The sequence below is a fragment of the Marinobacter sp. H13 genome (genome assembly GCF_059072335.1).
This window is the reverse complement of record NZ_JCACRU010000001.1, coordinates 2,471,981-2,494,461: the sequence shown is the minus strand read 5'-3', so window position 1 is coordinate 2,494,461 and position 22,481 is coordinate 2,471,981. Positions and strand designations below refer to the sequence as shown.

22 protein-coding genes are annotated in these 22,481 nt (G+C 57.8%); 8 read left to right on the top strand and 14 right to left on the bottom strand.

Going from position 1 to position 22,481, the window contains the following annotated elements:
• The first annotated feature begins 190 nt into the window (after positions 1-190).
• Positions 191-967, top strand: coding sequence for a GntR family transcriptional regulator (locus tag AC5JQH_RS11485; protein ID WP_053113814.1), 777 nt, complete (start codon positions 191-193; stop codon positions 965-967).
• A gap of 18 nt (positions 968-985) precedes the next feature.
• On the opposite strand, the gene AC5JQH_RS11480 is transcribed toward AC5JQH_RS11485, so the two are convergent.
• The 5 genes from AC5JQH_RS11480 to AC5JQH_RS11460 all read right to left on the bottom strand — a co-directional run bounded on the left by AC5JQH_RS11480 (position 986) and on the right by AC5JQH_RS11460 (position 5,850).
• Positions 986-1,726, bottom strand: coding sequence for a ParA family protein (locus tag AC5JQH_RS11480; RefSeq protein ID WP_053113811.1), 741 nt, complete (start codon positions 1,724-1,726; stop codon positions 986-988).
• A gap of 167 nt (positions 1,727-1,893) precedes the next feature.
• On the bottom strand, positions 1,894-2,649 hold the full coding sequence (locus AC5JQH_RS11475) for a putative 4-mercaptohistidine N1-methyltransferase (RefSeq protein ID WP_008177228.1): 756 nt from the start codon (positions 2,647-2,649) through the stop codon (positions 1,894-1,896).
• Positions 2,650-2,686: 37 nt separating this feature from the next.
• Entirely contained in the window at positions 2,687-3,517 is an 831-nt protein-coding gene (gene eutC / locus AC5JQH_RS11470) for an ethanolamine ammonia-lyase subunit EutC (protein ID WP_491713203.1), read from the bottom strand.
• Positions 3,514-4,914: an ethanolamine ammonia-lyase subunit EutB gene (locus tag AC5JQH_RS11465; RefSeq protein ID WP_338354710.1), complete on the bottom strand. Its 1,401-nt coding sequence runs from the start codon at positions 4,912-4,914 to the stop codon at positions 3,514-3,516. The genes eutC and AC5JQH_RS11465 overlap by 4 nt, the downstream gene beginning before the upstream one ends.
• 69 nt (positions 4,915-4,983) lie before the next feature.
• Positions 4,984-5,850 carry an Nmad3 family putative nucleotide modification protein gene (locus AC5JQH_RS11460; RefSeq protein ID WP_039882166.1) on the bottom strand — a complete coding sequence of 289 codons (867 nt, stop codon included), beginning with the start codon at positions 5,848-5,850 and terminating at the stop codon, positions 4,984-4,986.
• 97 nt (positions 5,851-5,947) lie between these two features.
• Here AC5JQH_RS11460 and AC5JQH_RS11455 point away from each other — a divergent pair, with 97 nt between their 5' ends.
• Together AC5JQH_RS11455 and AC5JQH_RS11450 are read left to right on the top strand one after the other, a co-directional pair.
• Positions 5,948-6,577, top strand: coding sequence for a metallophosphatase domain-containing protein (locus AC5JQH_RS11455; protein ID WP_257903045.1), 630 nt, complete (start codon positions 5,948-5,950; stop codon positions 6,575-6,577).
• A gap of 85 nt (positions 6,578-6,662) precedes the next feature.
• Positions 6,663-7,670, top strand: a complete 1,008-nt coding sequence (locus AC5JQH_RS11450; RefSeq protein ID WP_273155642.1) for an LLM class flavin-dependent oxidoreductase — start codon at positions 6,663-6,665, stop codon at positions 7,668-7,670.
• On the opposite strand, the gene AC5JQH_RS11445 is transcribed toward AC5JQH_RS11450, so the two are convergent.
• Positions 7,667-8,218 (bottom strand): glutathione peroxidase, encoded by a 552-nt coding sequence (locus tag AC5JQH_RS11445; RefSeq protein ID WP_008177216.1) that lies wholly within the window; start codon positions 8,216-8,218, stop codon positions 7,667-7,669. The two genes, AC5JQH_RS11450 and AC5JQH_RS11445, sit on opposite strands and share 4 nt — an antisense overlap.
• A gap of 140 nt (positions 8,219-8,358) precedes the next feature.
• Here AC5JQH_RS11445 and AC5JQH_RS11440 point away from each other — a divergent pair, with 140 nt between their 5' ends.
• The 5 genes from AC5JQH_RS11440 to AC5JQH_RS11420 all read left to right on the top strand — a co-directional run bounded on the left by AC5JQH_RS11440 (position 8,359) and on the right by AC5JQH_RS11420 (position 12,568).
• Positions 8,359-8,898: a YqiA/YcfP family alpha/beta fold hydrolase gene (locus AC5JQH_RS11440; protein ID WP_227497894.1), complete on the top strand. Its 540-nt coding sequence runs from the start codon at positions 8,359-8,361 to the stop codon at positions 8,896-8,898.
• Between the two features lie 141 nt (positions 8,899-9,039).
• A complete protein-coding gene (locus AC5JQH_RS11435) occupies positions 9,040-10,068 on the top strand; it encodes a TRAP transporter substrate-binding protein (protein WP_008177212.1) in 1,029 nt (342 codons plus the stop codon).
• 108 nt (positions 10,069-10,176) lie between these two features.
• Complete coding sequence (locus AC5JQH_RS11430) at positions 10,177-10,770, top strand: TRAP transporter small permease (protein WP_008177210.1); 594 nt, start codon at positions 10,177-10,179, stop codon at positions 10,768-10,770.
• A gap of 35 nt (positions 10,771-10,805) precedes the next feature.
• Positions 10,806-12,089, top strand: a complete 1,284-nt coding sequence (locus AC5JQH_RS11425) for a TRAP transporter large permease (RefSeq protein WP_039882165.1) — start codon at positions 10,806-10,808, stop codon at positions 12,087-12,089.
• A 38-nt stretch (positions 12,090-12,127) separates the two neighbouring features.
• On the top strand, positions 12,128-12,568 hold the full coding sequence (locus AC5JQH_RS11420; protein ID WP_008177208.1) for a universal stress protein: 441 nt from the start codon (positions 12,128-12,130) through the stop codon (positions 12,566-12,568).
• A gap of 4 nt (positions 12,569-12,572) precedes the next feature.
• Here AC5JQH_RS11420 and AC5JQH_RS11415 read toward each other — a convergent pair whose 3' ends face one another.
• From AC5JQH_RS11415 to potA, 8 genes are all read right to left on the bottom strand, one after another.
• Positions 12,573-15,506, bottom strand: a complete 2,934-nt coding sequence (locus tag AC5JQH_RS11415; protein ID WP_288365813.1) for a diguanylate cyclase — start codon at positions 15,504-15,506, stop codon at positions 12,573-12,575.
• A gap of 16 nt (positions 15,507-15,522) precedes the next feature.
• Complete coding sequence (locus AC5JQH_RS11410) at positions 15,523-16,368, bottom strand: ABC transporter permease (RefSeq protein WP_493805601.1); 846 nt, start codon at positions 16,366-16,368, stop codon at positions 15,523-15,525.
• Positions 16,365-17,459 (bottom strand): ABC transporter ATP-binding protein, encoded by a 1,095-nt coding sequence (locus AC5JQH_RS11405; RefSeq protein ID WP_273085319.1) that lies wholly within the window; start codon positions 17,457-17,459, stop codon positions 16,365-16,367. The genes AC5JQH_RS11410 and AC5JQH_RS11405 overlap by 4 nt, the downstream gene beginning before the upstream one ends.
• A 5-nt stretch (positions 17,460-17,464) precedes the next feature.
• On the bottom strand, positions 17,465-18,544 hold the full coding sequence (locus AC5JQH_RS11400) for an extracellular solute-binding protein (protein WP_474546182.1): 1,080 nt from the start codon (positions 18,542-18,544) through the stop codon (positions 17,465-17,467).
• Between the two features lie 157 nt (positions 18,545-18,701).
• Positions 18,702-19,742: an extracellular solute-binding protein gene (locus tag AC5JQH_RS11395; protein ID WP_273155650.1), complete on the bottom strand. Its 1,041-nt coding sequence runs from the start codon at positions 19,740-19,742 to the stop codon at positions 18,702-18,704.
• Complete coding sequence (gene potC, locus AC5JQH_RS11390; RefSeq protein ID WP_288365811.1) at positions 19,739-20,509, bottom strand: spermidine/putrescine ABC transporter permease PotC; 771 nt, start codon at positions 20,507-20,509, stop codon at positions 19,739-19,741. The genes AC5JQH_RS11395 and potC overlap by 4 nt, the downstream gene beginning before the upstream one ends.
• Positions 20,509-21,366, bottom strand: coding sequence for a spermidine/putrescine ABC transporter permease PotB (potB, locus tag AC5JQH_RS11385; RefSeq protein WP_053113782.1), 858 nt, complete (start codon positions 21,364-21,366; stop codon positions 20,509-20,511). Before potB ends, potC begins: the two co-directional genes overlap by 1 nt.
• Positions 21,359-22,480, bottom strand: coding sequence for a spermidine/putrescine ABC transporter ATP-binding protein PotA (gene potA, locus AC5JQH_RS11380; protein WP_474546175.1), 1,122 nt, complete (start codon positions 22,478-22,480; stop codon positions 21,359-21,361). The genes potB and potA overlap by 8 nt, the downstream gene beginning before the upstream one ends.
• Between the last annotated feature and the right edge of the window lies 1 nt (position 22,481).

The window sequence follows — 22,481 nt, the reverse complement described above, 5'->3', positions numbered from 1 at the left end:
AGACAAACTGACAATTGGTAATACCAATTGACATACAATAATAACCAAGGTATTCGAGACCGCTTGCTGATGTCAAAGTTTTCCGCAGCAGACTTCAGTCTAACCATCGCAGATACACCGGGACTTGGCCTGAATCGCGCCCTGTGGTATTGGTATTACCAATAAATTCTTGGACAGGAAATTCGTTCTTATGGACGTCGGACAGATCGCCCCACGCAGACTCGCGGACACCATCGTGGAACAGCTGGAAACGATGATTCTGGAAGGCACCCTGCAACCGGGCGAGCGGCTGCCCCCGGAACGGGTATTGTCGGAGCAGTTCGGCGTGTCCCGCCCTTCCCTGCGGGAGGCCATTCAGCGGCTGACCGCCAAAGGCCTGCTGATCAGCCGCCAGGGCGGAGGAAACTATGTCACTGAGTCCCTCGGCGGCAGTTTCAGCGATCCGCTGATTCCTCTGCTTGAAAACCGGCCAGACGCACAACGGGATCTGCTGGAATTTCGCCGCACACTGGAGGCGGACTGCGCCTATTACGCAGCCTTGCGAGCGACAGAGGTCGACAGGGCTCACCTGAAAACCGCTTACGAGGCACTGCAAGCCTGCTATTGCAGCGACAGGAACCGGGACCTGGAAGCCGAAGGGGCAGCCGATGCCCGGTTCCACCTGGCGATTGCCGAGGCGAGCCATAACGTGATTCTCCTGCACACCATTCGAAACCTGTTCAACATGCTGAAAAGCAACGTGGTTACCAACATCGGCGGCATGTATCGAAGAGAGGCGGAGACCCGGCAGGGTCTGGTGGAACAGCACCGGATGCTGTACGAAGCCATCACTGAAGGCAGGGCCGAGGAAGCCCGGGAACTGGCCGGCAAGCACATCCAGTACGTTCAGCAAGTACTCTCAGAACGCAGTGAGAGCCACCGCCGACTGGAGCGCTCCCTGCGGAGGGACAAGCTCGCCCGATCCTGAGCCCATGCGGTGAGGGCCTCAGAGCAGGCGATTGATCTCCTTCCACAACCGGCGGTAGGCGTCGGCGGCCACCGAGCCGGGCGCCAGCAGTTCCACCGGCCTGCCCTCCTCACCCATCTTTTCCACCACGCTGGCGTTCGGAATGATGGTTTTCAGGCCTTTGGGTAAAATCTCATCCTGCGCGTTGATCAGCTCCCGGTGCAGCCCTTTGCGCCGGTCGGCCATGGAATAGAACGGGTGCAGCTTACCCGGCTTCAACTTCTTATCCTTGGCAAACTCCAGCAATTGCTTCCAGCTGTTGAGAGACAGCCAGGTGGGAATCACCGGCACGAACACCTCGTCTGCCGCCTTCAGCACCTGCTCGGAAAGCCTGGAAAGCGACGGCGGGCAATCCAGTACCACGAGACTGGTTTCTTCAGACAGCGGCGCCAGCCACTGTTTGATCAGGTTGCTGCCATCCTCCTGATCCAGCTTTACATCCAGGTTGCGGAAACTGGTGTGAGACGGGATGAAATCCAGGTTTTCATAGTCACTTTCGTGAATGAATTCGGCGATGGGCGTCTTGCCCTTGAGCAGCTGCGATAACTTGTGCCCTTTGATTTTGTCGGCCCCGGCCAGATACCAGCTGGAGGCGCCCTGGGGGTCAAGGTCCCAGAGCAGTGTGGGATAGCCTGCCTGGCTGGCCAGATAGGCGATATTCACGGCGGCGGCGGTTTTGCCAACACCGCCCTTCAGACTGTAAAACGCAATGGTCCTCATCCTGTCAGATCCCTTAATCCAGGCATAAAAAAACCGGGGAAGTCCCCGGTTAAAGCATTCACACGATGCACAACACAATGCATGTCGTCCTGATGAGTTTTCAGGCTATGCTTTTCCGGTGACAGTTTGATGACAGCCTTCAGGCCATCCTCAAAATTCCCGCATCCTTACTGGCTTACTTTCTCCCAGACGGTCAGCTCGGAGAAGCTGTGCTGGAACTTGTTTCTCGTTTCCCTGATGACAAACGGCAGGCTCCAGGGTTCGAACAACAGCCGGAAATGGGGCGCCAACATCTCCTTGAGGCCGTCGAATGTCGAGAAATCTTCACCGTTCTTCTTGAACCCGCCAACCCAGTGTTCCCTCGGCGTGTACTCTTCCAGCCAGGTATAGGGTGAGGCAATCACCAGAAGCCCGAGTTCGTTAATCCGCTCATGAATGGTCTCCAGAAACAGCGATGGCTGGTACAGCCGGTCGATCAGGTTGCCTGCGAGTACCAGATCATACCCCGTGAACTGCGATGGCAGATCGCAGGCGTCGCCCTGATGAAAAGACACGCGCTCAGCGGCCTCATCCAGCCCGAGGGACGCAAGAGACTGGTCCTGAAAGGTCACCAGCTCCCCCTCCTCCGGGCGCGCATAACGCACCCTTCTGTCACTGGCGACTTCCTGGCATTTGTTGACGAACGCCCTGGAAAAATCAATGCCGTCCACGTGCCGGAAATGGCGGGCCAACTCAAGGCTGGTGCGGCCCACGGCACAACCAATATCCAGCGCACGATCCAGGGGCCTGCCATCCATCGCATGCATGGCGGCATCCGCCAGCGCCTTGGGGAAGTTGGCCTCTCCGTGCCACCGCTCGCCAAAGTGAAATTCCAGGTATTGGGCGAGTGTGGTGTCGTTTTCATAGTACTCGGCTTGCTGCAAGAGAATTCTCCTACCCTGAATGGTTCAACGGCTTCATCTAGCGTAACAGGAAGTTGCCAATACCCTGATCAATAACCGTCTCTTCCGAGCGATCCTTGAGAGGCACGCCGGAAACCTCCTGACGGCGAGCCTCCCTGAGCAAATACCCGAGCCGCCGGCTCGCCTCTTCGAACGACAACCCCGCCGGGCGGATATTGGATATGCAGTTTCGGCTGGCGTCAGTCAGTCCGGGCTCCGGCGCCCAGGTCAGGTAAAGCCCGAGGCTGTCCGGAGAACTCAGGCCGGGGCGCTCACCAATCAGCACCACAACACATCGGGCGTTAAGCCGGTGACCGACATCATCACCAATCGCAACCCGTCCCTGAGAGACAACGATCAGGGGCGCCAGTTCCCAGGTCTGATCATCGGCCTCAAGATTCGCCAGCAGCGCCTCGAGAAACCCCACGGCGTTTTCCTGTACGCCATAGGAGGACAAGCCGTCTGCGACCACGAGAGCCAGGTCGACCGGTGAATCACCGGTGTGGCCCTGGCGGTCCAGCGCCTCACAGGATTTCTGGCTGAGCCTGCGCCCGAGATCCGGGCGTTGCAGGTAGGTTATCCGGTCGCTGGCCTGACTTTGCAGATGAACCGGCTCATGGGGCAATAACGCTTTTCTCCGCTCGGTCAGTTCGGCCAGGTCCTTCATCAACCTCGAAGTATCCAGTGGTAGATGGACCGCATCCCGTGCCTGGGCATGAGCGAGCTGAAACGCCAGCATCTCATGCGTGGGCAGACTGATGCCGGCCCGGCCAAGACCAATCCGGGCATCGGTCCAGGCCGAGAGCCGGCGCCAGGGATTGGCGATTACTGATGGCTTATGGCCAGTCATGATCCGACCCCTCCGGGCAAACTGGCCAGGCTTTGCCGGAAGGCTTCTGGTAACCCGTCTGCGGGCACCTTGCCCTCGCCATCCTGGAAAATCTGCATGCGGGTGAGCCACTGTTCGAATTCAGGCGCCGGCCGTTTGTCGAGCACCCGGCGAACGTAAAGGGCATCGTGAAACGAGGTGGTCTGATAGTTCAGCATGATGTCGTCAGAGCCGGGTATGCCCATGATGAAGTTACAGCCGGCCACGCCCAATAGGGTCAGCAGGTTGTCCATGTCGTTCTGATCGGCCTCGGCATGATTGGTGTAGCAGATATCACACCCCATTGGCAGGCCCAGCAACTTGCCACAAAAATGGTCCTCCAGGCCGGCCCGCGTGATCTCCTTGCCGTCATACAGGTATTCCGGCCCGATAAACCCGACCACGGTATTCACCAGAAGCGGCTCGAATTTGCGGGCCACGGCGTACGCCCTGGCCTCGCAGGTCTGCTGATCGACACCGTGATGGGCATCGGCCGACAGCGAGCTGCCCTGGCCGGTTTCGAAATACATCACGTTCTTACCCACTGTGCCGCGGTTTAGAGACAGCGCTGCGTCCCGGGCCTCGGCAAGGGTGGCCAGATCAAATCCGAAACTCCTGTTCGTGGCTTCGGTGCCGCCAATGGACTGGAACACCAGATCCACCGGAGCCCGGTTCTCGATGGCTTCCAGGGTATTGGTTACATGGGTCAGTACGCAGGACTGGGTGGGAATCTCGTACTTGCGGATCACCTCATCCATCAACTGCAGCAGCCGGACACTCTGGGCCACGTTGTCCGTGGCAGGATTAATTCCGATCACCGCATCGCCGCTGCCATACAGCAAACCGTCCAGGATGCTGGCGGCGATGCCTGTTATATCATCCGTGGGATGATTGGGCTGGAGCCGCGTCGACATCCGCCCCGGCAGGCCGACGGTGCTCCGGAAGGCGGTTTGCACCCGGCATTTCTGCGCGACCAGAATCAGGTCCTGGTTGCGCATGATTTTGCACACAGCCGCCGCCATCTCAGGAGTTATCCCGGCGCGGATACGCACCAGCATCTCGGGCGTGGCCAGATCGCTCAGCAACCAGTTCCGGAAGTCGCCCACGGTCAGGTGGGAAACCGGCTCAAAGGCCCCGACATCGTGATCGTCGAGAATCAACCGGGTAACCTCATCCTGCTCGTAGGGTACGAGGGCTTCAGTCAGAAAGGTCTTCAGGGGCAACTCGGCCAGAGCCATCTGGGCCACCACCCTTTCCTCGGCGGTATGGGCGATGACGCCGGCCAGCCGGTCACCGGAGCGCGCGGGCGTTGCCTTCGCCATTAACTCTGCCAGCGTTGCAAACTGCCATCGCCGGTTTCCCAGACTGTACCGATACATTGCCCTCTCCCTGAGGTTCAAACTCCTACTATCTTAGGTGAATATCACCCGGGCAGATCAATAGCACGGTTAGTTTTCGGTGGGCGACCCTGTTCTGAGCAATCCCGTGAGCCAGTCCGTCAGCTCGGGATAAGCGTCGAGATCGAGCACGAATTCCTGCCCCCTGGCAGCACAAGACAGATAGCACCAGGGCGGTTCCAGGCACCACCTGTCCGGCCTGGTGTGATAGCTCAGGGGAGGCCGTTTATCGCCGGGATAAAACCCGGCGGGCAGGCGCCACCGCGTGGGCAGGCGGCTCTGCGGGGCGGTCAGGACCAGGTCCTCGCGAAGCTTCGGAAACACGCCACTGCCGGACCAAACCTCTGCGCCGCCTGCCAATGGAAACGACAGTGAGGACGTGTAGAGCGTATTGCCTGGATCCGGCTCGCCGTGGAGGTGCGGATGATACCGGGCCCATGGCAGGGCATCCGGACCCAGTTCGTCAACAGTATGAACCTGGTCAATATGGAGCCAACCCCAAAGGGCATGGAACGGACGGGATCCGGGTACAAACCGCCAGCGCCGGTTATGCATTTCGGCGTGGCGAAAAACGCCGAAGAACAGAAACAGATCTCCCGGCTCAACTCCCTGATTGCGAAGGTGTCCCTGGGCTGAGCCAGTCTGACCCAGCAGAGGTCGCCAGCCTTCTCCACGGGGGTAGGCACCCGCTATCAGATCCGGATCCAGGTGGGCACCGTGACTACCCCGGATTCGGCCACCGGTGAGATCCCGGGCAATCTTGCCGAGCCTGCGTTTGTCGAAAACCACATCGTCATAGCGGATTCGGGACCGGGTATCAGGAATAGGCAAAACGCACAGCGAGCCATCCGGCAGGACCGGGCTGGGACATCCACCGGCAGAAGAATCAAATCCTTTTCGGCTGAGTATCAATCGCATGGCATTACTCGAAAAGCATGAAGGCTGAACGGGCGGTAAATGCTATCTTAGACAAAACAAAAATGCGCGAATGTCACTGACCGGAACCGCCAACACCATGAGAATTGTCTGCATCTCCGACACCCACAGCATGCACCGCCAGATCCAGGTTCCGGACGGCGACCTGCTGATTCACGCCGGGGATTCCCTCGGGGTTGGCACACTGGACGAACTCGAGGATCTGGACCAGTGGTTCTCGGAGCTGCCCCATACCAACAAGATACTGATTGCCGGAAACCACGACTGGTGTTTCCAGGACGAACCGGCAGAGGCCCGGGAACTGGTGCGTAACGCTCATTATTTGCAGGACAGCCCGTTGGAGCTTGCCGGCCTGAAGTTCTGGGGCAGCCCATGGACGCCAGTGTTCTTCAACTGGGCATTCAATCTGGAACGGGGCGATGCCATTGCCGAGCGCTGGGCCCGCATCCCCGGAGACACCGATGTCCTTATCACCCACGGGCCTCCCGCGGGTATTCTCGACCGAATCGAGTCTCCCTCTGGCATCGTGCGCCCTGGCTGTGAGGCCCTGGCCGAGCGAATCGCCAGACTGTCCCTGAAACTCCATATCTTTGGCCATATTCACGAAGGCCACGGCGAAGAACAGATTGGCGATTGCCTGTGCGTAAACGCCAGCACCTGTAACGGCAGTTTCAAACCGCTGAACCCGCCGATTGTGATCGATCTGTAGCACCGTTCGCGGCTTATCTTGAAACAGGCGCCGGCAGACACCATGTTTTCTATCTCTCGAATTCCACTTTTACTGCGGGAGCTCCATGCCTGACTGTCCTGATTACTCGCTGCTCGAACTGGCCTCCGTCCGCGAAGGCGACTCGGTAGGCACCACGCTTGCCAACAGCGTGGCCTATGCCCAACGGGCCGAGAAACTCGGTTTCAAGCGCTTCTGGCTGGCCGAGCATCACAACATGGAAGGCATCAGCAGCTCCGCGACGTCTGTCCTGATCGGACACATCGCAGGCAAAACGAAGTCTATTCGGGTCGGTTCCGGTGGTGTCATGCTGCCCAACCACCCGCCACTGGTCATTGCCGAGCAATTCGGAACACTCGAGAGTCTGTACCCGGGGCGGATTGACCTTGGACTGGGCCGCGCGCCGGGCACTGACCCGGTGACCGCGCGGGCCCTGAGGCGCGACGGCCTGGGTGCTGAACAGTTTCCTGAGGATGTCGCCCGGCTTCAGTCCCTGCTTGGCCCCCTGCAGCCAGGGCAGTCCGTGAGGGCCATTCCCGGCGCGGGCACCAATGTGCCGCTCTGGCTGCTGGGATCAAGCCTTTACAGCGCCCAGCTGGCCGCCATGCGCGGTCTGCCCTATGCCTTCGCCGGACATTTCGCACCCCGGCTCTACAGGGAAGCGCTCAGAGTCTACCGCGACAACTTCCAGCCCTCGGAAACGCTTGAACAGCCCTATGCCATGCTTGCCCTGCCAGCCGTTCCGGCCGATTCCGTTCAGGAGGCAGAGTTTCTGGCTACCACCAGCTATCAGCGCATTCTCGCCCTCTTCCGCGGACAACCGCTGTGGATGAAACCGCCTGTAAACAGCATGGACGGGCTCTGGAACGCGGGCGAGAAAGCCAGTGTGAAGGATTTTCTGGGTCTGCAATTGCTTGGCGATGCCGAAACCATCGGGAGACAGCTGCTACACATTCTCTCGGACATTGAGGTCGAGGAACTGATGTTCACGGTGGATATCTACGACCCAGAGACGCGCCGGCATGCGCTCGACATCCTGGCCCAAACCAGAAATGCCGGGCTGGCATTGTCCTAAAGCACGGATTCCACCGCGTCAATCAGCTCCGGATCCTGTGGGCGCACCCGGCTCGGAAAGGAGTCGACGACCGTGCCGGAACGATCAATCACATACTTGGTGAAGTTCCAGCGCGGGGGTTGGCTCTGCTCGTTGATGGCCCGGAACACCGGGTTGGCCTCGGCTCCGGTCACCGCTCCCGGTGCGATCATGGTGAAGGTCACTCCGAAGTTCTTGAAGCAAACGGTGGCCGCCTCGGCTTCGGAATCTGCCTCCTGCCGGAAATCGTCGCTGGCGAAGCCGACCACAATCAGCCCTTTCTCCGAATACTGTTTGTGCAGGGCCTCGAGCCCCTCGAACTGCCCTGTGTATCCGCAACGGCTGGCGGTGTTGACCACCAGCATGGGTTTGCCAGCCGCGAGATCACAGAGGTTTACCGTGTCTGTTGAGTGAAGCTTGCGTTGTTCATGATCGAGAAACGCCGGACAACTGTCCGCCATGGCTACCTGCGTTCCTGATAGACCGAAAATCAAAGCGGTGATTATCAGACCTCGTTTTACCTGTTTCATGGATCCGGATTCCCTGTTCAACTAGGTTTCTCTTATACGCCGCAACCGGACCGATGGCTCAGCCAGCAAGGTGGACAGAGCAGGCCCTGCTGCTCATCATTCAGGTGATTAAAGCGTTCAGCACCGGAGCAACATTCATCATGACAGACACCCCGATCCACGTCTTCCTTTCCCACGGCCTGGAGAGCGGACCCGGCAGCACCAAGATCCAGGCCATGAAAGCCGAGGCGGAAACATTTCCGGGCATTCAGGCCCACGCGATTGATCACAGCAGCACCCGGGATCCAGCGACACGGCTGGCCCAGATGCGCGAGGCAATGGCTGAATGCAATGCCAAGCCGGAAAACACCATCCTTGCCGGTTCGAGCATGGGGGGCTGGGTCTGCGCACAGACATCCTCGGAAACGCCTGTTCTGGGATGCTTCATGCTGGCGCCAGCCCTGGCGATGGCCCGGTATCCCCAATCCAGCCCGCTGATCCAGGCGGACCACCGTCAGATCATTCATGGTTGGGATGACGACGTGGTACCGGTAGCGCCGGTGCTTGATCTGGCCCGTGATCAGGGCCTTCCGATTCTTGTCCTGCCGGATGGGCACCGACTGGAAAACAGTCTTGATCGGGTCGTCAGTGAGTTCCGCGAATTCCTTCAAACCTGCCTTTCAGATATGAATCGACCGTGATTTCATGAACTTACGAAACGGTCAAAACCATCTCTGCTGAAACGATTGTTTTGGCCATTTTCTTGCGAAAACCACTTTGTTTTGCCAGTCTTTATTAATGTAACAATAAATTTCAGCAAAAAAACGAACGGAGAAAACCCGATGAGCAGCATGAGTAAGTTCAAGAAACTGGCCGGAATTTCAGCGTTCGCATTCGCTGCGATGACCATGGCGAACTCGGTAAACGCCGCTAACTGGCGCTATGCGCACGAAGAGTACGAAGGCGACGTTCAGGACGTATTCGCATACAAGTTCAAGGAATACATTGAGGATAACTCTGACCACACCCTGCAGGTATACCGTTTCGGCGAGCTGGGTGAGTCTGACGACATCATGGAGCAGACCCAGGCAGGCATCCTGAACTTTGTTAACCAGTCGCCCGGCTTTACAGGCTCCCTGATTCCGGAAGCGCAGATCTTCTTTATTCCTTACCTGATGCCGACCGACATGGATACGGTGATCGAATTCTTTCGCACCAGTAAAGCCATCAATGAAGACTTCCCGGAGCTTTACGCAGAGAAGGGTCTGGAGCTTCTCAAGATGTATCCGGAAGGGGAAATGGTTGTAACGGTTGATGAGCCGGTCACCCAGCCCGAGGACTTCAACAACAAGAAGATCCGGGTCATGACCAACCCGCTTCTGTCAGAAACCTATTCTGCCTTCGGCGCGACACCGACCCCGCTGCCCTGGGGTGAAGTCTATGGTGCGCTGCAGACCAACATGATCCAGGGGCAGGAAAACCCGATCTTCTGGATCGAGTCCGGCGGTCTTTATGAAGTGTCCCCGAACCTGGTCTTCACCAAGCACGGCTGGTTCACCACTGCCATGATGGCCAACCAGGATTTCTATAATGGCCTGTCTGACGCCGACAAGAAACTGGTTCAGGACGCTGCAGACTTTGCCTTTGAAGAAATCATTGTGCACATCGACGGTCTGGCAGACGAAGCCCTGGCCAAGATCCAGAAAGCCAGCGATGAAGTCACCGTCACCCGTCTGAACGACGAACAGATCGAAGCCTTCAAGGCCCGTGCGCCCCAGGTGGAAGAGAAGTTCATCGAAATGACTGGCGACAGTGGCAAAGAACTGCTGGACCAGTTCAAAGCAGACCTGGAAGCAGTTCAGAACAACTAAGACTAGAGGAACCACTCCCGCCGGCTCCGGCCGGCGGGCAGCTGTGCTAACCCCGCCCCGCCGGGGATTCCCTACCGGCAGGGAGCGACATGCTCTGGAGCAGACCCCATGTCCGAGAATTCCCCGGATCTTGAAGACGACACCGGCACCTACGAGTCCGGCCTGCCCGGATTTCTGGGGACCATCGATGAAATCATTGCCAAGGTCGAGGCGTTCATGCTGGCCGCTGGCGTCATCCTGATGGCAATCAATACCTGTGTGAATGTCATTGCGCGGTATGTATTCGGTGAAGGCCTCTTTTTCTCAGGTGAAATCAACCGGATCCTGATTATACTCATCACCTTTGCCGGCATCGGCTATGCAGCCCGCCACGGCAGGCACATCCGGATGTCCGCAATCTACGACGCACTGCCAGTCAAGGGCCGCAAGGTCTTGATGATCATCATCGCCCTGTTCACGTCTCTTGTGATGTTCTTTCTTTGCTACCACTCCTTCGGATACATCGAAACCCTTTACAGTCGTGGGCGTATTCTGCCCGCCCTGGGCTTTGAGATCTGGTGGATTTATATCTGGGTCCCGATCGGTTTTGCCATTACAGGTATTCAGTACCTCCTGACGGCCATCAAGAACTTCACCAGCAAGGATGTTTATCTTTCCACTGGGGTTGTCGACGGCTACGCGGATACAGAATCGGAAGTATGAACCCTGCAGCTGACGTTAAGGAAGGATAGGAAATCATGGCAACTATAATGATGTTGATCATGATCGGGTTGCTGCTGCTGGGCTTCCCGATGATGGTTCCGCTGATCACAGGTGCGGTGGTCGGTTTTGTAATGATGTTTGATGGCTTCGGCCAGATGGGCACCTTCGTCCAGCAGATGATGGGCGGTATCCGGCCCGCCTCGCTGATTGCGGTCCCAATGTTCATTCTGGCAGCGGACATCATGACCCGCGGTCAATCCGCTGACCGGCTGATCAACATGGTCATGGCGTTCATCGGCCACGTAAAAGGCGGTCTGGCCATCAGTACCGCCACGTCCTGTACCCTGTTCGGTGCTGTGTCCGGGTCTACCCAGGCCACGGTCGTGGCTGTTGGCTCCCCCCTGCGGCCAAAACTGCTGAAAGCCGGCTATTCGGATTCGTTTTCGCTGGCACTGATTATCAACTCCAGCGACATCGCCTTTTTGATTCCGCCCAGCATCGGTTTCATCATCTACGGGGTTATCTCCGAGACCTCCATTGCGGAACTGTTCATTGCCGGTATTGGGCCAGGCATCATGATTCTGTTCATGTTTTCGATCTATTGCCTGATCTACGCCCATATCAACAAGCTTCCCACCGAGGAGAAGTCCACCTGGGGCCAGCGAGCCGTGGCCATGCGGGAGGCCTTATGGCCGCTGTTCTTCCCGGTCATTATCGTCGGCGGGATCTACGGTGGCATCTTCAGCCCGACAGAGGCGGCGGCCGTTTGCGTGCTCTACGCTTTCCTGCTGGAATTCGTGGTGTTCCGATCACTGAAGCTTGCTGACATCTACCGGATTGCAAAGTCCACCGGCCTGATTACCGCAGTCGTGTTTATCCTGGTCGCCGTGGGCACTGGCTTCTCCTGGATTATATCCTTTGCCCAGATTCCCCAGGCGATTCTGGATTCAGTCGGGATCAGCGACATGGGACCGGTTGGCGTGATGATTACCATCTGTGTCGCCTTCTTTATTGCCTGCATGTTCGTGGATCCGATCGTGGTGATTCTGGTGCTTACACCAATCTTCGCGCCAGCAATCCAGGCTTCAGGCCTGGACCCGGTCCTGGTCGGTGTGCTGATCACCCTGCAGGTGGCCATCGGCTCGGCGACACCGCCGTTCGGCTGTGACATCTTCACTGCCATCGCGATTTTCAAGCGCCCCTATCTGGAGGTTATTCGGGGCACGCCGCCGTTCGTATTCATGCTGATAGCTGCTGCCGGGCTTTTGATTGCGTTCCCGCAAATAGCATTGTTCCTGCGCGACCTGGCCTTCAGGTGATCTGACCACCCTGGAGGGTGAATACAAAGGAGAGCGACATGTTCAAACGGATTCTGGTGGCAGTAGACGGTTCAATGACCTCCTTTGAGGCCTTGAGCAAGGCTATTGAGCTGCAAGAACTGACGGATGCAGAGATCTACCTGCTTTGCGTGTACAAGCATCACAGCCTCTTTGAGGCATCCCTGTCGATCGGACGGCCGGCTGAAATGGACATCCCGGATAAAGTGCTTTCAGAGTACGCCAAGGACGTGGTGAATCACGCGAAACAACTGGCTGCGGAGCGCGGCGGCAAAAACGTCAGAGGCTTCGTTAAAGCAGGCAAGCCTTCGAAGGTCATTGTCGATTTTGCCAAGGACAAAGGGGTGGATCTGATCGTCATCGGTACCAAGGGTACGCACAGTGACAAGGATGGCCTGTTTCTGGGCAGTGTTTCGCATCGGGTAGCATCTCACGCGAAATGCCCGGTTCTTGTGGTTTAACCGTCTAACCAAAAACTTCGACCCTGTTACGGCCGGCTTCCTTGGCGCGGTAGAGCGCCCTGTCGGCCAGGGTCAGAATCTGCAACGGTTTCTCGCCACTTTCCGGCCAACTGGCAACACCCACCGAGACTGTCAGTGCGCCAAGATCTTTCTCCCGATGAATGATCGCCACGTCCCTCACTGCGCTACTGAGCTGGCTTGCCTTATCCATTGCCGCTTCTGATGTGGCTCCCGGCATCACCACCACGAACTCTTCACCGCCATAGCGGCAAACAAGATCACTCTCACGGAACTGTTTCTGGAGAATACCCGCAACTATTTTCAGGGCATTATCTCCAGCTTCATGACCGTAAGTATCGTTGAACTTCTTGAAGTGATCGATATCGATGATCAACAGCGACAGCGGAAGATCGTTGCGCTGTGCAACAGCGCTCTCATGCTCGAAAAGCTGATCAAAGTAGCGGCGGTTTTTAAGCCCGGTTAGTCCATCCTCGTACGAAAACTTCTGCAACTCTTCCCGAAGAGCAATGCTGGAGAGAGTAATACTGATTCTCTGAATGGCCTGATCCAGTGCCGCTAAAAGACGGGCCGAACCATACTCGCTCTCTGCGTTATCGAAAACGCCATCCCCCTCCAGCAGCAGAATGCCTTCAGTGACGTTACCCGCGCTGGCTGACTCCACATTCACCCAGAAGCAAAGCGTGGCACTCTCGACTTCTCTATCCACCCCTTCGGCGCCATGCCACTGTCTCAGTTGCGGCAGCCTGGAGGGTTCCGGCAGACCTTTGCGGGCGTCCAGCAACACCGGCAGAGGGACCGGGCGGCTGAATCCCCAGACAGCGACGCGATCGTACCGGTCGCTTGACCCCCTTTGATAGAAGGCGCCTTTCAGTGGGCTGCAGATATCCGGGAGCGCCCGTACAAGCAGACCGAACGCCTGCTTCAGGCCCAGACAGTCCTGGAGTTCGGTAAGAACGTCGCCCAGAATCCTGTTTTTCTCGTTTTCGAAAGTCAGCATCCGGACCCGTGCCTGCTCACGCCGGGCCAGTGCCTCTGCTTTGGCGGTACGTTCGGCCACCTTTTCCTCCAGAGACACGTTCAACCGCTTCAGAGCCTCCTGGGTTCCCGCATAGTGCCACAGAGAGATAACCACGACCGCCAGTGAGAACAGGAGCATACCCCAGCTAACCGGCACCCGTCCCCAGGGCAGAACCCCGTGGGCAACTGCCATATCTACAATCAGCAAGACACAGAAAATGCCAAAGGCCAGTAGCAATATCTGTTGTTCCCGCAACATCCGACGGATACGACGCAGCACCACGGCGAAAATGATCACCAGAGAAACAAGGAACAGGGCATCGAATGGCGGGAATGTCGAGGACAGATCAAACACGCCAGCAAGCGCGCCAAGCAATGCACCCACCAGGTATACCAGATGTACTTTCCAGATGAGATTGATGACCCAGGGGCGATGGTTGGTCAGCCATTGCTCAAGCAGCAGCGCCAGGGCCACCGGCAGCATGTAGTAAGAACCGGCGGCCAGGTAATCCCACATCAACGGCTGGTAAGCAATCAGCAGACTGGCCTGGCTTTCTGATACCAGCATCAGGGCCGAAGCGAGGGTGAACAGTGAAATACTGGCAAACGTCTTCTTTTCCGTCTGGAGTAACGCAAAAATGATCGCCAGCAGCGCAATCAGGGTAGCGAAGCCTGCGATTGCAAGAGCTTCGAGGGAATTCTTGAGGATGTACAACACCAGGTCCGGGTGGTCCATGATGGAGACTTCCCCCCACAGCCCAATGTCTGTGTAGTTGGAGAACACACGGAAGTATACGGGCTTGCCCTCATACCCCTCAGGCAGGAAGATTTCATGCCAAGGCCAGCCCTCAAAGCGGCCACGACCCTCGGCGTCGAACTCTCCATACTGGTAGATTTTCTCGCCGTCGACCCAGACCTGCACGATCAGATCGACACTGAAGATATAAAGAACGGGCTCCTGCCACTCCCCTGCGGGCAAAGTCACCCTGAACCAGACGTTTTCACGACCTTCGCGGCCAGGAGGGTTGGACGGGAAGCCAATGCTGGTCCACTTTTCCGGCGCATCCTGCAACACCCACTGGGGAACACCTTCGGAGGTAAACGGAGAGTCGCCCCAGCGGTATTCCCAACCCTGAGTTACCGGCTGCGATGCACCGTTGGCCAACGCGGGCATAAGGAAAACCAGGAGCAGCACACTTGAGAGGCGCAGCAGGCTTATCAATGACATCAGGAAAGCCATGGCGGCGGCCCCGAAAATAGACGGCAATAGCCAGGGCAGGGTCACGGTAAACCATGCCAGCAGGGGCGTGGCGCCCAGGTTCAGGGCGGCTTCTTCCAGCTGGGGATCAAACTTGCGCAGGCGGGCCGCGATCACCAGAGTGCTCAGAGTCGCGATGAAGGTCACCTGCCCCATCACCACCAGAGTCATTCCGGGCCGGAACAGATCCAGCTCGATTCCCCAGGCTGCCGACATATCATTGGCCATGCCGCTGTAGAACACCAGTATGGACACCCCCAGAATGACATCGGGAATCACCAATGGCAGCAGCATGAGCAGGTACAGGAATTCCTTGCCCCGGAACTGCACCCGTTCAAACAACACGGCATTAACACACCCCAGGGCAACGCTCACCAGAGTCACCCAGAAAGCAATTTTGGCACTGACCCAGAGCGCCGTAAGCAGCCCATCGTCGTGGAATAGTCCGGTACGGCCCTCACTGCCATCTGCGAAATACCAGTCCAGGGTGAAGCCTTTCCATGGCAGTGACGGGAAAGGCGCGTCGTTGAAAGCAAACACGGCCGTGACCAGCAGCGGCAAGGCCAGGTAAACGAAAAATGCCACCAGGTAGGCCAGATAGAGGCTGTCGAACAGACGGGACCGGGGTACGGAACGGATCATGGCTTCACCCTCACCTTCACCCCATCACCTTGCGCAACGACTGACCAGAGATTTTCAGCCCGAGCCAGACGATGACCGACGACAGTACCAGCAGCAGAACACCGAGTGCCGCGCCCTGCTCCCAGTTAAAACGGGTAATGAACTGGGTGAAGATCTGCTCGGTAAACCAGGCACTGTCCTTCCCGCCCATGAGCACCGGCGTCAGATAGCTGCCAAGAGTGAGCATGAACACCACGATGCAGCCGGAAACGATACCGGGCATGGCCCAGGGCACAACGATTTCGCGCAACACGGTACCATGGCCGCCACCCAGGTCGTAGCCGGCTTCGACCAGGTTCTCATCCATGCCATCGAGGGTTGTCACCAGTGGCACCACCATGAACAGAAGGCCGATGATGACCGCAACGTCGTTGTAGAGCATTTCCACCGGACCATCCACCCAGCCCAGGGCCTGTAGCCAGGAACTGAACAGGCCGCTTTCACGCAGAAGAATCATCCAGCCGTAAGTACGTACCAACTCACTGGCCCAGAATGGAATCAGGCAGGCCAGAAACAGAATGCCTTTGGAGCGGCCTCTGGCAAGACGGGCAATGTACCAGGCAATGGGGAAGGCGATGATCAGCGTCAGAAAGGTGGTGAACAGCGACATCACCCCGGTGCGTACAAACGTCCGCCAATAATAGGCCTCGGTAAAGAAATTCTGGTACTGCTCAATGCCCCAGGCAATGGTGTCCCAGCTTTCCCGGACCTGGAACGAGACCCGGAGCATCTGAAGATGGGGCAGGAGCACCAGCAATACGATCCATAGCAGGAACGGAGTGAGCAGCAACCAGAGGGATAGGCGACTGACCGACGACCTCACAGACTGTCGGCTCCAAAGACCCTGGCCAGGGCCGGATTCCAGGCCAGACGGATTGAACTGTCGGCAGACAGCCTGGGTGCCGAGCCATCCTGAGGCAGGCGGGCGTATACCGGTTGCCCACAGTTCTCTGCCTCGACGCGGCTGTTGGCGCCATCGAACAGAGTGGTGCGCACTTTCGCCTGCAGCGATGAGAAGCCCGCACTGAGCGCATCCCCAGACAGCACCAGGGATTCAGGCCGGATATACAGTTCGGCCCGATGGCCGGTTCGAAGGTTGTCCGATGCCACTCTGCCCTGAACCAGCACACCATCATCCAGACGAATTTCGGCCAGATCATCCCGCACGGACACCAGCTCTCCGGACAGGCGATTGTTATCGCCGACGAACCCGGCGACGAACGGAGTGGCCGGTTCCCGATAAAGCTCTTCCGGCGGCGCTACCTGATCAAATCGGCCGTCCCGCATAACCGCCACCTGATCCGACATCACCATGGCTTCCGACTGGTCGTGGGTGATGTACACGAAGGTAGTGCCGAACTGTTTCTGGAGGTGTTTGAGCTCCACCTTCATCTGCTCACGGAGTTTCAGGTCAAGGGCGCCGAGGGGTTCGTCGAGTAGCAGGAGCGTGGGCTCCAGTACCAGGCAGCGCGCCAGGGCCACCCGCTGTCGCTGGCCACCGGACAACTCCTGGGGGTTACGGTGTTCCAGATCTGGCAGCCCCACCTGCTCCAGCACTCGGGCAATGCGCTTTCGCCGCTCTGCCAGAGGCATTTTCCGGCGCTTCAGCCCATAGGCGATGTTGTCACCGACCGTCATGGTGGGAAACAGGGCCAGATGCTGGAACACCATGTTCACCGGTCGACGGTTGGGGGGCACATCGTTCATACGCTGGCCACGGATGTGGATGTCTCCCTGATCGGGTTTATCGAACCCGGCGAGGAGTCGCAACAACGTGGTCTTGCCGCAACCGGAGGGTCCCAGAATCGAGAAAAACGTGCCCGCAGGCACGTCCAAGGACACATGATCCACCGCGGCATTGCTGCCGAACCGGCGGACCAGTCCCTCACAGAACAGGTCCGAATCCATTCCCATGGGAATCAGTTCGCGGCCTGGACGCGATCCAGCACCTGACCTTCCATGGTTTCCAGCCCTGGCGGAACCGGCGGATACCACTTGATATTTTTGATGGCGGCGTCATCAAAGCTTTCGCGGTATGCGTCCCGGAGATCGGCTTTGACAAACTCATCGGCACCTTTAGAGGCGGTGAAGTTGCCCGATGCATTGGTGATACGGGCCGCAATCTCCGGCTGCATCACAAAATTGATCCACTTGTAGGCGGCTTCTTCGTTCTCGCTGCGACGTGGAATCGCAAAGGTATCAATCCAGCCCAGGGCACCGGATTCGGGGGCCACAAACCGAATGTCCGGGTTTTCAGCGTTGAGCTTCCAGCCGCCGGCATCCCAGGCCATGGCCGCTTTCACTTCACCGGTGCGCAGCAGGGCCAGCAGTTGGTCGCCGCCGGTCCAGTAGGTTTTCACATTGCTCTTGCAGTCAATCAGCTTGTCCTCAACCTTTGTCATGATGGTCTCGTACTCGTCGCGATTGTCATAGGCCGCAAACGGGTCCATCCCCATGGCAAAGGCAAAACCGATCAGGGTCGGCCGTTTCAGCCGGTAGCTGACCTGGCCCTCGACACCGGAATCACACAGGTCGGTGTAATCGCTCACGATATCCGCAACCGAACTGTGCACGATCAGACCACTTGTTCCCCACACCGAAGGCACACCATAAAACTTGCCATCTAGCTCCGTGGACTCCTGGGTCGCCTTGACCATGGACGGCTGCAACTGGTCCGTGTTTACGCGGCTGAAATCGATGGGTTTATAGATATTGAACTGACGCTGAACGCCGACAACGCGGTCCTGGCTGGGCTGGGCCAGATCAAAACCCGCCCCGCCCGTGGCGCGGAGCTTGGAAATCATGTCTTCATTGTTGGAGAGGGTCACCTGTACATCAATGCCGGTCTCTTCTTCAAACTGAGCGACCACATCATCCGGAGCGTAGCCACCCCAGGTAATCAGGCGCAGCTCTTCGGCCAGCGTAGTGCCGGAAAAGCTGGCGGTGGCAAGGGCTGCAGACAGCAAAAAAGCACGGTTCCGTGTCGAGCGAGAGGGCATGATCATAACGTGTCCTTACTGATGGCAAGTTCAAGAGTTTGCTAACCATTTGTTATCAGGAAGTTATAGACCATGTATTGCAGTTTTCTGAAACCCGGTACGAAAAAACGGAGGCCGCAGCCTCCGTTTTCTATAGTGCCATGAAGTATCGACGCGCTTAACGCCCAGACTTCAGCATTTCCCAGTACTTGGCATACACCTGCAGGGCATCGTCGCCGATATCGGTCTGGAACTCGGCATTGATCATGTCGGTGGCGTTCGGATAGCTCGCACGGTTATTTGCAACCTCGTCCGGCAACAGATCCCGCGCCGCCAGGTTTGGTGTGGCGTAACCGATTTCCTCACTGATCAGCGCAGAGATTTCAGGTTGCAGCACGAAACTGATGAACTGATGGGCCGCTTCCGGATTCTTGGCGTTCTTCGGAATCACGAAGCTGTCCAGCCAGGCAATGATGCCTTCTTCCGGATAGACGTATTCGAGCGACTCCATGGTGTCCTTGCCCATCACGGCCTCGCCGTTCCAGATCATGCCAACATCGGTCTCGCCTTCCAGGTAGGGCATGCGGGGCGCATCGGAGTTGAAGGTGCGAACCGAAGGCATCAGCTCGGCAAGCTTTTCATAGGCTGCCTCGATCTCGTCCGGATTGGTGCTGTTGCCGGAATAGCCCAGCACCCGCAGGCCAACGTGGAAAACTTCCCGCATGTCGTTGGTGAGCATCACCCGGCCATCGAAGCGATCTTCCCACAGGTCTTCCCAGGCAGTAACCGGCTCACCTTCAATATCTGCAGTATCCACGGCCAGCCCCGTAGTGCCCCACAGATAAGGCACCGAGAATTGGTTCTCCGGGTCGATATCCAGGTTCACCAGCTCCGGATCCAGGTTATCGAAGCCCTCGATCTTACTGCGATCAATCGGCAGCAGCAGGTCTTCCTGGCGCATCTTGCTGACGTAGTAGGTCGACGGCACCGCAAGGTCATAAGCCGCACTGTCATCCAGCAGCTTCAGACGGGCATACATGGCCTCGTTACTGTCGTAGGTCGTGTAGACCACCTGAATGCCCGTTTCCTCGGTAAAACGGTCGAGGACTTCCTGAGGCATGTATTCGGACCAGTTATAGAGGTTGAGAACCCGGGGATCCTCGGAACTGCACCCCGTCAATCCCACTGCCAGCAAGCCGGCCAGTGCCAGTTTCTTCATCGTTTGCTCCTTACCAGAATCCATTGAGACAACATCAGCATAACCAGTGAAAACACCAGCAACAGTGTGCCCAGGGCATTCACCTCGGGTTTCAGGCCCACACGCACCATGGAATAGATGCGCAGGGGCAGAATTTCATAGCTCGGGCCACTGACAAACGTACTGACCACCACATCATCGAGAGACAGTGTAAACCCTAGCAGCCAGCCTGCCAGTAACGCCGGCATGATCACCGGGATCAGCACGGTGCGGGTCATCGTAAAATCAGAAGCGCCCAGATCCCGGGCGGCCTCGGGCAGGCTCTCGTCGAAACCACTCAACCGGGCCATGACCGTGATCACCACAAACGGGAGGCAGAAGGTGACGTGAGCCAGTAGCAGGGAAACGTAACCCAGCTGCAGCCCTACCAGCAGGAACAGGGCCAGCAATGAAATAGCCAGGACAATCTCCGGAGACATCATCACCACAAACAGCATGCCGTTCAGCAGCTTTTTGCCCCGGAACCGGTACCGGTGCAGGGCCAGGGCCGTCAGGGTACCGATAACCGTGGACACCGTGGCGGCAGACAGCGCCAGCCAGAGGGAATTCCACATGGCATTGACCATGGCCCGGTTATTGAAAAGCGCCTCGTACCAGCGCAGGCTGAGCCCGCCCCAGGCATAACCGGTTCGGGATTCATTGAACGAGAACACCACCAGCACCACGATGGGCACATAGAGAAGGATGTAGACCAGAGTCAGATAGGTTCGGGGCAGCCACCGTGTCATCAGGCACCCTCCTCGCCAATTCGCCGCTTACTCAGGCGATGGGCGAACATGAGGAACGCCATGGTCACGGTAAGCACGATGCTGGCGGCAGCCCCGAAAGGCCAGTTGCGGGCATCGAGGAACTGGTTCTTGATCACGTTGCCTACCAGCAGGTTTCTTGAACCGCCCAGAATATCCGGAACGAAGAACAGGCCCATGGCCGGCAGCAAGACCAGCATCACGCCGGCCAGCACTCCGGGCAATGTGAGCGGAACTATTACGTGCACAAAGGTTGAAAGCCGACCCGCGCCCAGATCATGAGAAGCCAGCAGCAGCTCCTGCTTCAGATCCTCAAACACCGAATACAGTGGCAGGATCATGAACGGCAACAGCAGATACACCAGGCCAATGATCACTGCGCCCTCGGTGTAAAGCAGCTGCAGCGGCTCATCGATAAGCCCGACCGACATCAAGGCGCTGTTCAGCAGCCCATTGGTGGCGAGGATCAGCTTCAGTGCGTAGGTGCGCACCAGAGAGTTGGTCCAGAACGGCACGATCAGAAGGAAGATCAGGACCAGCTGACGTTGCTTGCCCACTTTGGACAGGGCCCAGGCAAACGGATAGCCAATCAGCAAACACACCAGCGTGGTCATCGCCGCCATGTACAGGGAATGCAGGAAGACGTCCAGATACAGGGGATCAAACAGCTGGCGATAGGCATCCAGATTCAGGGGCAGAGACAGGAACGAGACCGGGTCACGGGTCATGACACTGGCGCCTACCACCAGCAGATTGGGCGCCAGTACCAGGAACAGGAGCCAGCCCCAGACCAGAATCAGGACAGCGTTTTTGAACGGCTGCTGCATAATGCTATGCATCGGCCGGCAGTTCCTCTTCGCTCCTCTGGCTGGCTTCTTCTGGAAGCAGCCATTCCCAACCATCAACCCAGCTGACTTTTACGGGCTCTCCAAGCCGGTAATCAAACGCCGGGTCATCTTCATCAAAGAATTCACTGGCCAGAACTTCGGTGCCATCGGCGAGATGGATGACCGAATCCAGCGTGCTGCCCTTGTAATTGCGCTCGACAATCTTGCCTGCGACGCCGTTCTCGTCGTCAGGGTCGAGAACGCGGATATCTTCCGGTCGCAGCAGGACATGCAGGGACTGCTCGGCCTGCACCGGAAAATCCGGACGACGCAGTGTTCGCTTGAGGCCAAACACATCCACCGTAATGGAACCGTCCTGAACCGACTCAACGGTGCCCGGAAAAAAGTTCGTCTCACCCACAAACCGCGCGGTGAACAGATTCGCCGGTCGCTCATAGACTTCCCGGGGCGTTCCCAGTTGCTGAACGAGGCCATCCTTGAGCACCACCACCCGATCCGACATCGACAGCGCCTCTTCCTGATCGTGGGTCACAAAGACAAAGGTGATGCCGAGCTCCCGCTGCAGTCGCTTCAGCTCCACCTGCATGGTGCGACGCAGTTTGTAATCGAGGGCCGAAAGGGGTTCATCCAGCAGTAGCAGGCGTGGGCGTTTGACCACCGCGCGGGCAATGGCGACCCTCTGCTGCTGTCCGCCGGACAACTGATGGGGTTTGCGCCGGGCAAAATCCTGCAACTGCACCATGGCCAGGGCTTCATCGACACGCTGGCGAATCTCGTCCTTGGGACGTTTTTCCATCTTCAGGCCGTAGGCCACGTTGTCGAACACTGACATGTGGGGGAACAGCGCGTAGTGCTGGAAAACGGTATTCAGCGGCCGGTTTTCCGGGGCGGTGTGAGTGAGATTTTCTCCCGCCAGGGTAATGGTGCCCTCGTCAGGATGCTCAAAGCCCGCCATGAGGCGCAGCAGCGTAGTCTTACCGCAGCCGGAAGGCCCCAACAGGGTAATGAACTCGCCGTCGTAGATCTCAAGATCCAGACCGTCGAGCACCGTTTTGCCACCGAATTGCTTGGAAACATTGCTCAGGGATAGCAGTGTCTGTTTCATC

Coding starts and splice junctions, on each gene's coding strand:
- AC5JQH_RS11440 (WP_227497894.1), top strand. CDS start 8,359: ATGACAGACACCCCGATCCACGTCTTCCTTTCCCACGGCCTGGAGAGC.
- eutC (WP_491713203.1), bottom strand. CDS start 3,517: ATGACTGGCCATAAGCCATCAGTAATCGCCAATCCCTGGCGCCGGCTC.
- AC5JQH_RS11450 (WP_273155642.1), top strand. CDS start 6,663: ATGCCTGACTGTCCTGATTACTCGCTGCTCGAACTGGCCTCCGTCCGC.
- AC5JQH_RS11455 (WP_257903045.1), top strand. CDS start 5,948: ATGAGAATTGTCTGCATCTCCGACACCCACAGCATGCACCGCCAGATC.
- AC5JQH_RS11480 (WP_053113811.1), bottom strand. CDS start 1,726: ATGAGGACCATTGCGTTTTACAGTCTGAAGGGCGGTGTTGGCAAAACC.
- AC5JQH_RS11395 (WP_273155650.1), bottom strand. CDS start 19,742: ATGAAGAAACTGGCACTGGCCGGCTTGCTGGCAGTGGGATTGACGGGG.
- AC5JQH_RS11485 (WP_053113814.1), top strand. CDS start 191: ATGGACGTCGGACAGATCGCCCCACGCAGACTCGCGGACACCATCGTG.
- potC (WP_288365811.1), bottom strand. CDS start 20,509: ATGACACGGTGGCTGCCCCGAACCTATCTGACTCTGGTCTACATCCTT.
- AC5JQH_RS11400 (WP_474546182.1), bottom strand. CDS start 18,544: ATGCCCTCTCGCTCGACACGGAACCGTGCTTTTTTGCTGTCTGCAGCC.
- AC5JQH_RS11465 (WP_338354710.1), bottom strand. CDS start 4,914: ATGTATCGGTACAGTCTGGGAAACCGGCGATGGCAGTTTGCAACGCTG.
- AC5JQH_RS11460 (WP_039882166.1), bottom strand. CDS start 5,850: ATGCGATTGATACTCAGCCGAAAAGGATTTGATTCTTCTGCCGGTGGA.
- AC5JQH_RS11425 (WP_039882165.1), top strand. CDS start 10,806: ATGGCAACTATAATGATGTTGATCATGATCGGGTTGCTGCTGCTGGGC.
- AC5JQH_RS11430 (WP_008177210.1), top strand. CDS start 10,177: ATGTCCGAGAATTCCCCGGATCTTGAAGACGACACCGGCACCTACGAG.
- AC5JQH_RS11445 (WP_008177216.1), bottom strand. CDS start 8,218: ATGAAACAGGTAAAACGAGGTCTGATAATCACCGCTTTGATTTTCGGT.
- potB (WP_053113782.1), bottom strand. CDS start 21,366: ATGCATAGCATTATGCAGCAGCCGTTCAAAAACGCTGTCCTGATTCTG.
- AC5JQH_RS11405 (WP_273085319.1), bottom strand. CDS start 17,459: ATGGGAATGGATTCGGACCTGTTCTGTGAGGGACTGGTCCGCCGGTTC.
- AC5JQH_RS11435 (WP_008177212.1), top strand. CDS start 9,040: ATGAGCAGCATGAGTAAGTTCAAGAAACTGGCCGGAATTTCAGCGTTC.
- AC5JQH_RS11420 (WP_008177208.1), top strand. CDS start 12,128: ATGTTCAAACGGATTCTGGTGGCAGTAGACGGTTCAATGACCTCCTTT.
- potA (WP_474546175.1), bottom strand. CDS start 22,480: ATGAAACAGACACTGCTATCCCTGAGCAATGTTTCCAAGCAATTCGGT.
- AC5JQH_RS11415 (WP_288365813.1), bottom strand. CDS start 15,506: ATGATCCGTTCCGTACCCCGGTCCCGTCTGTTCGACAGCCTCTATCTG.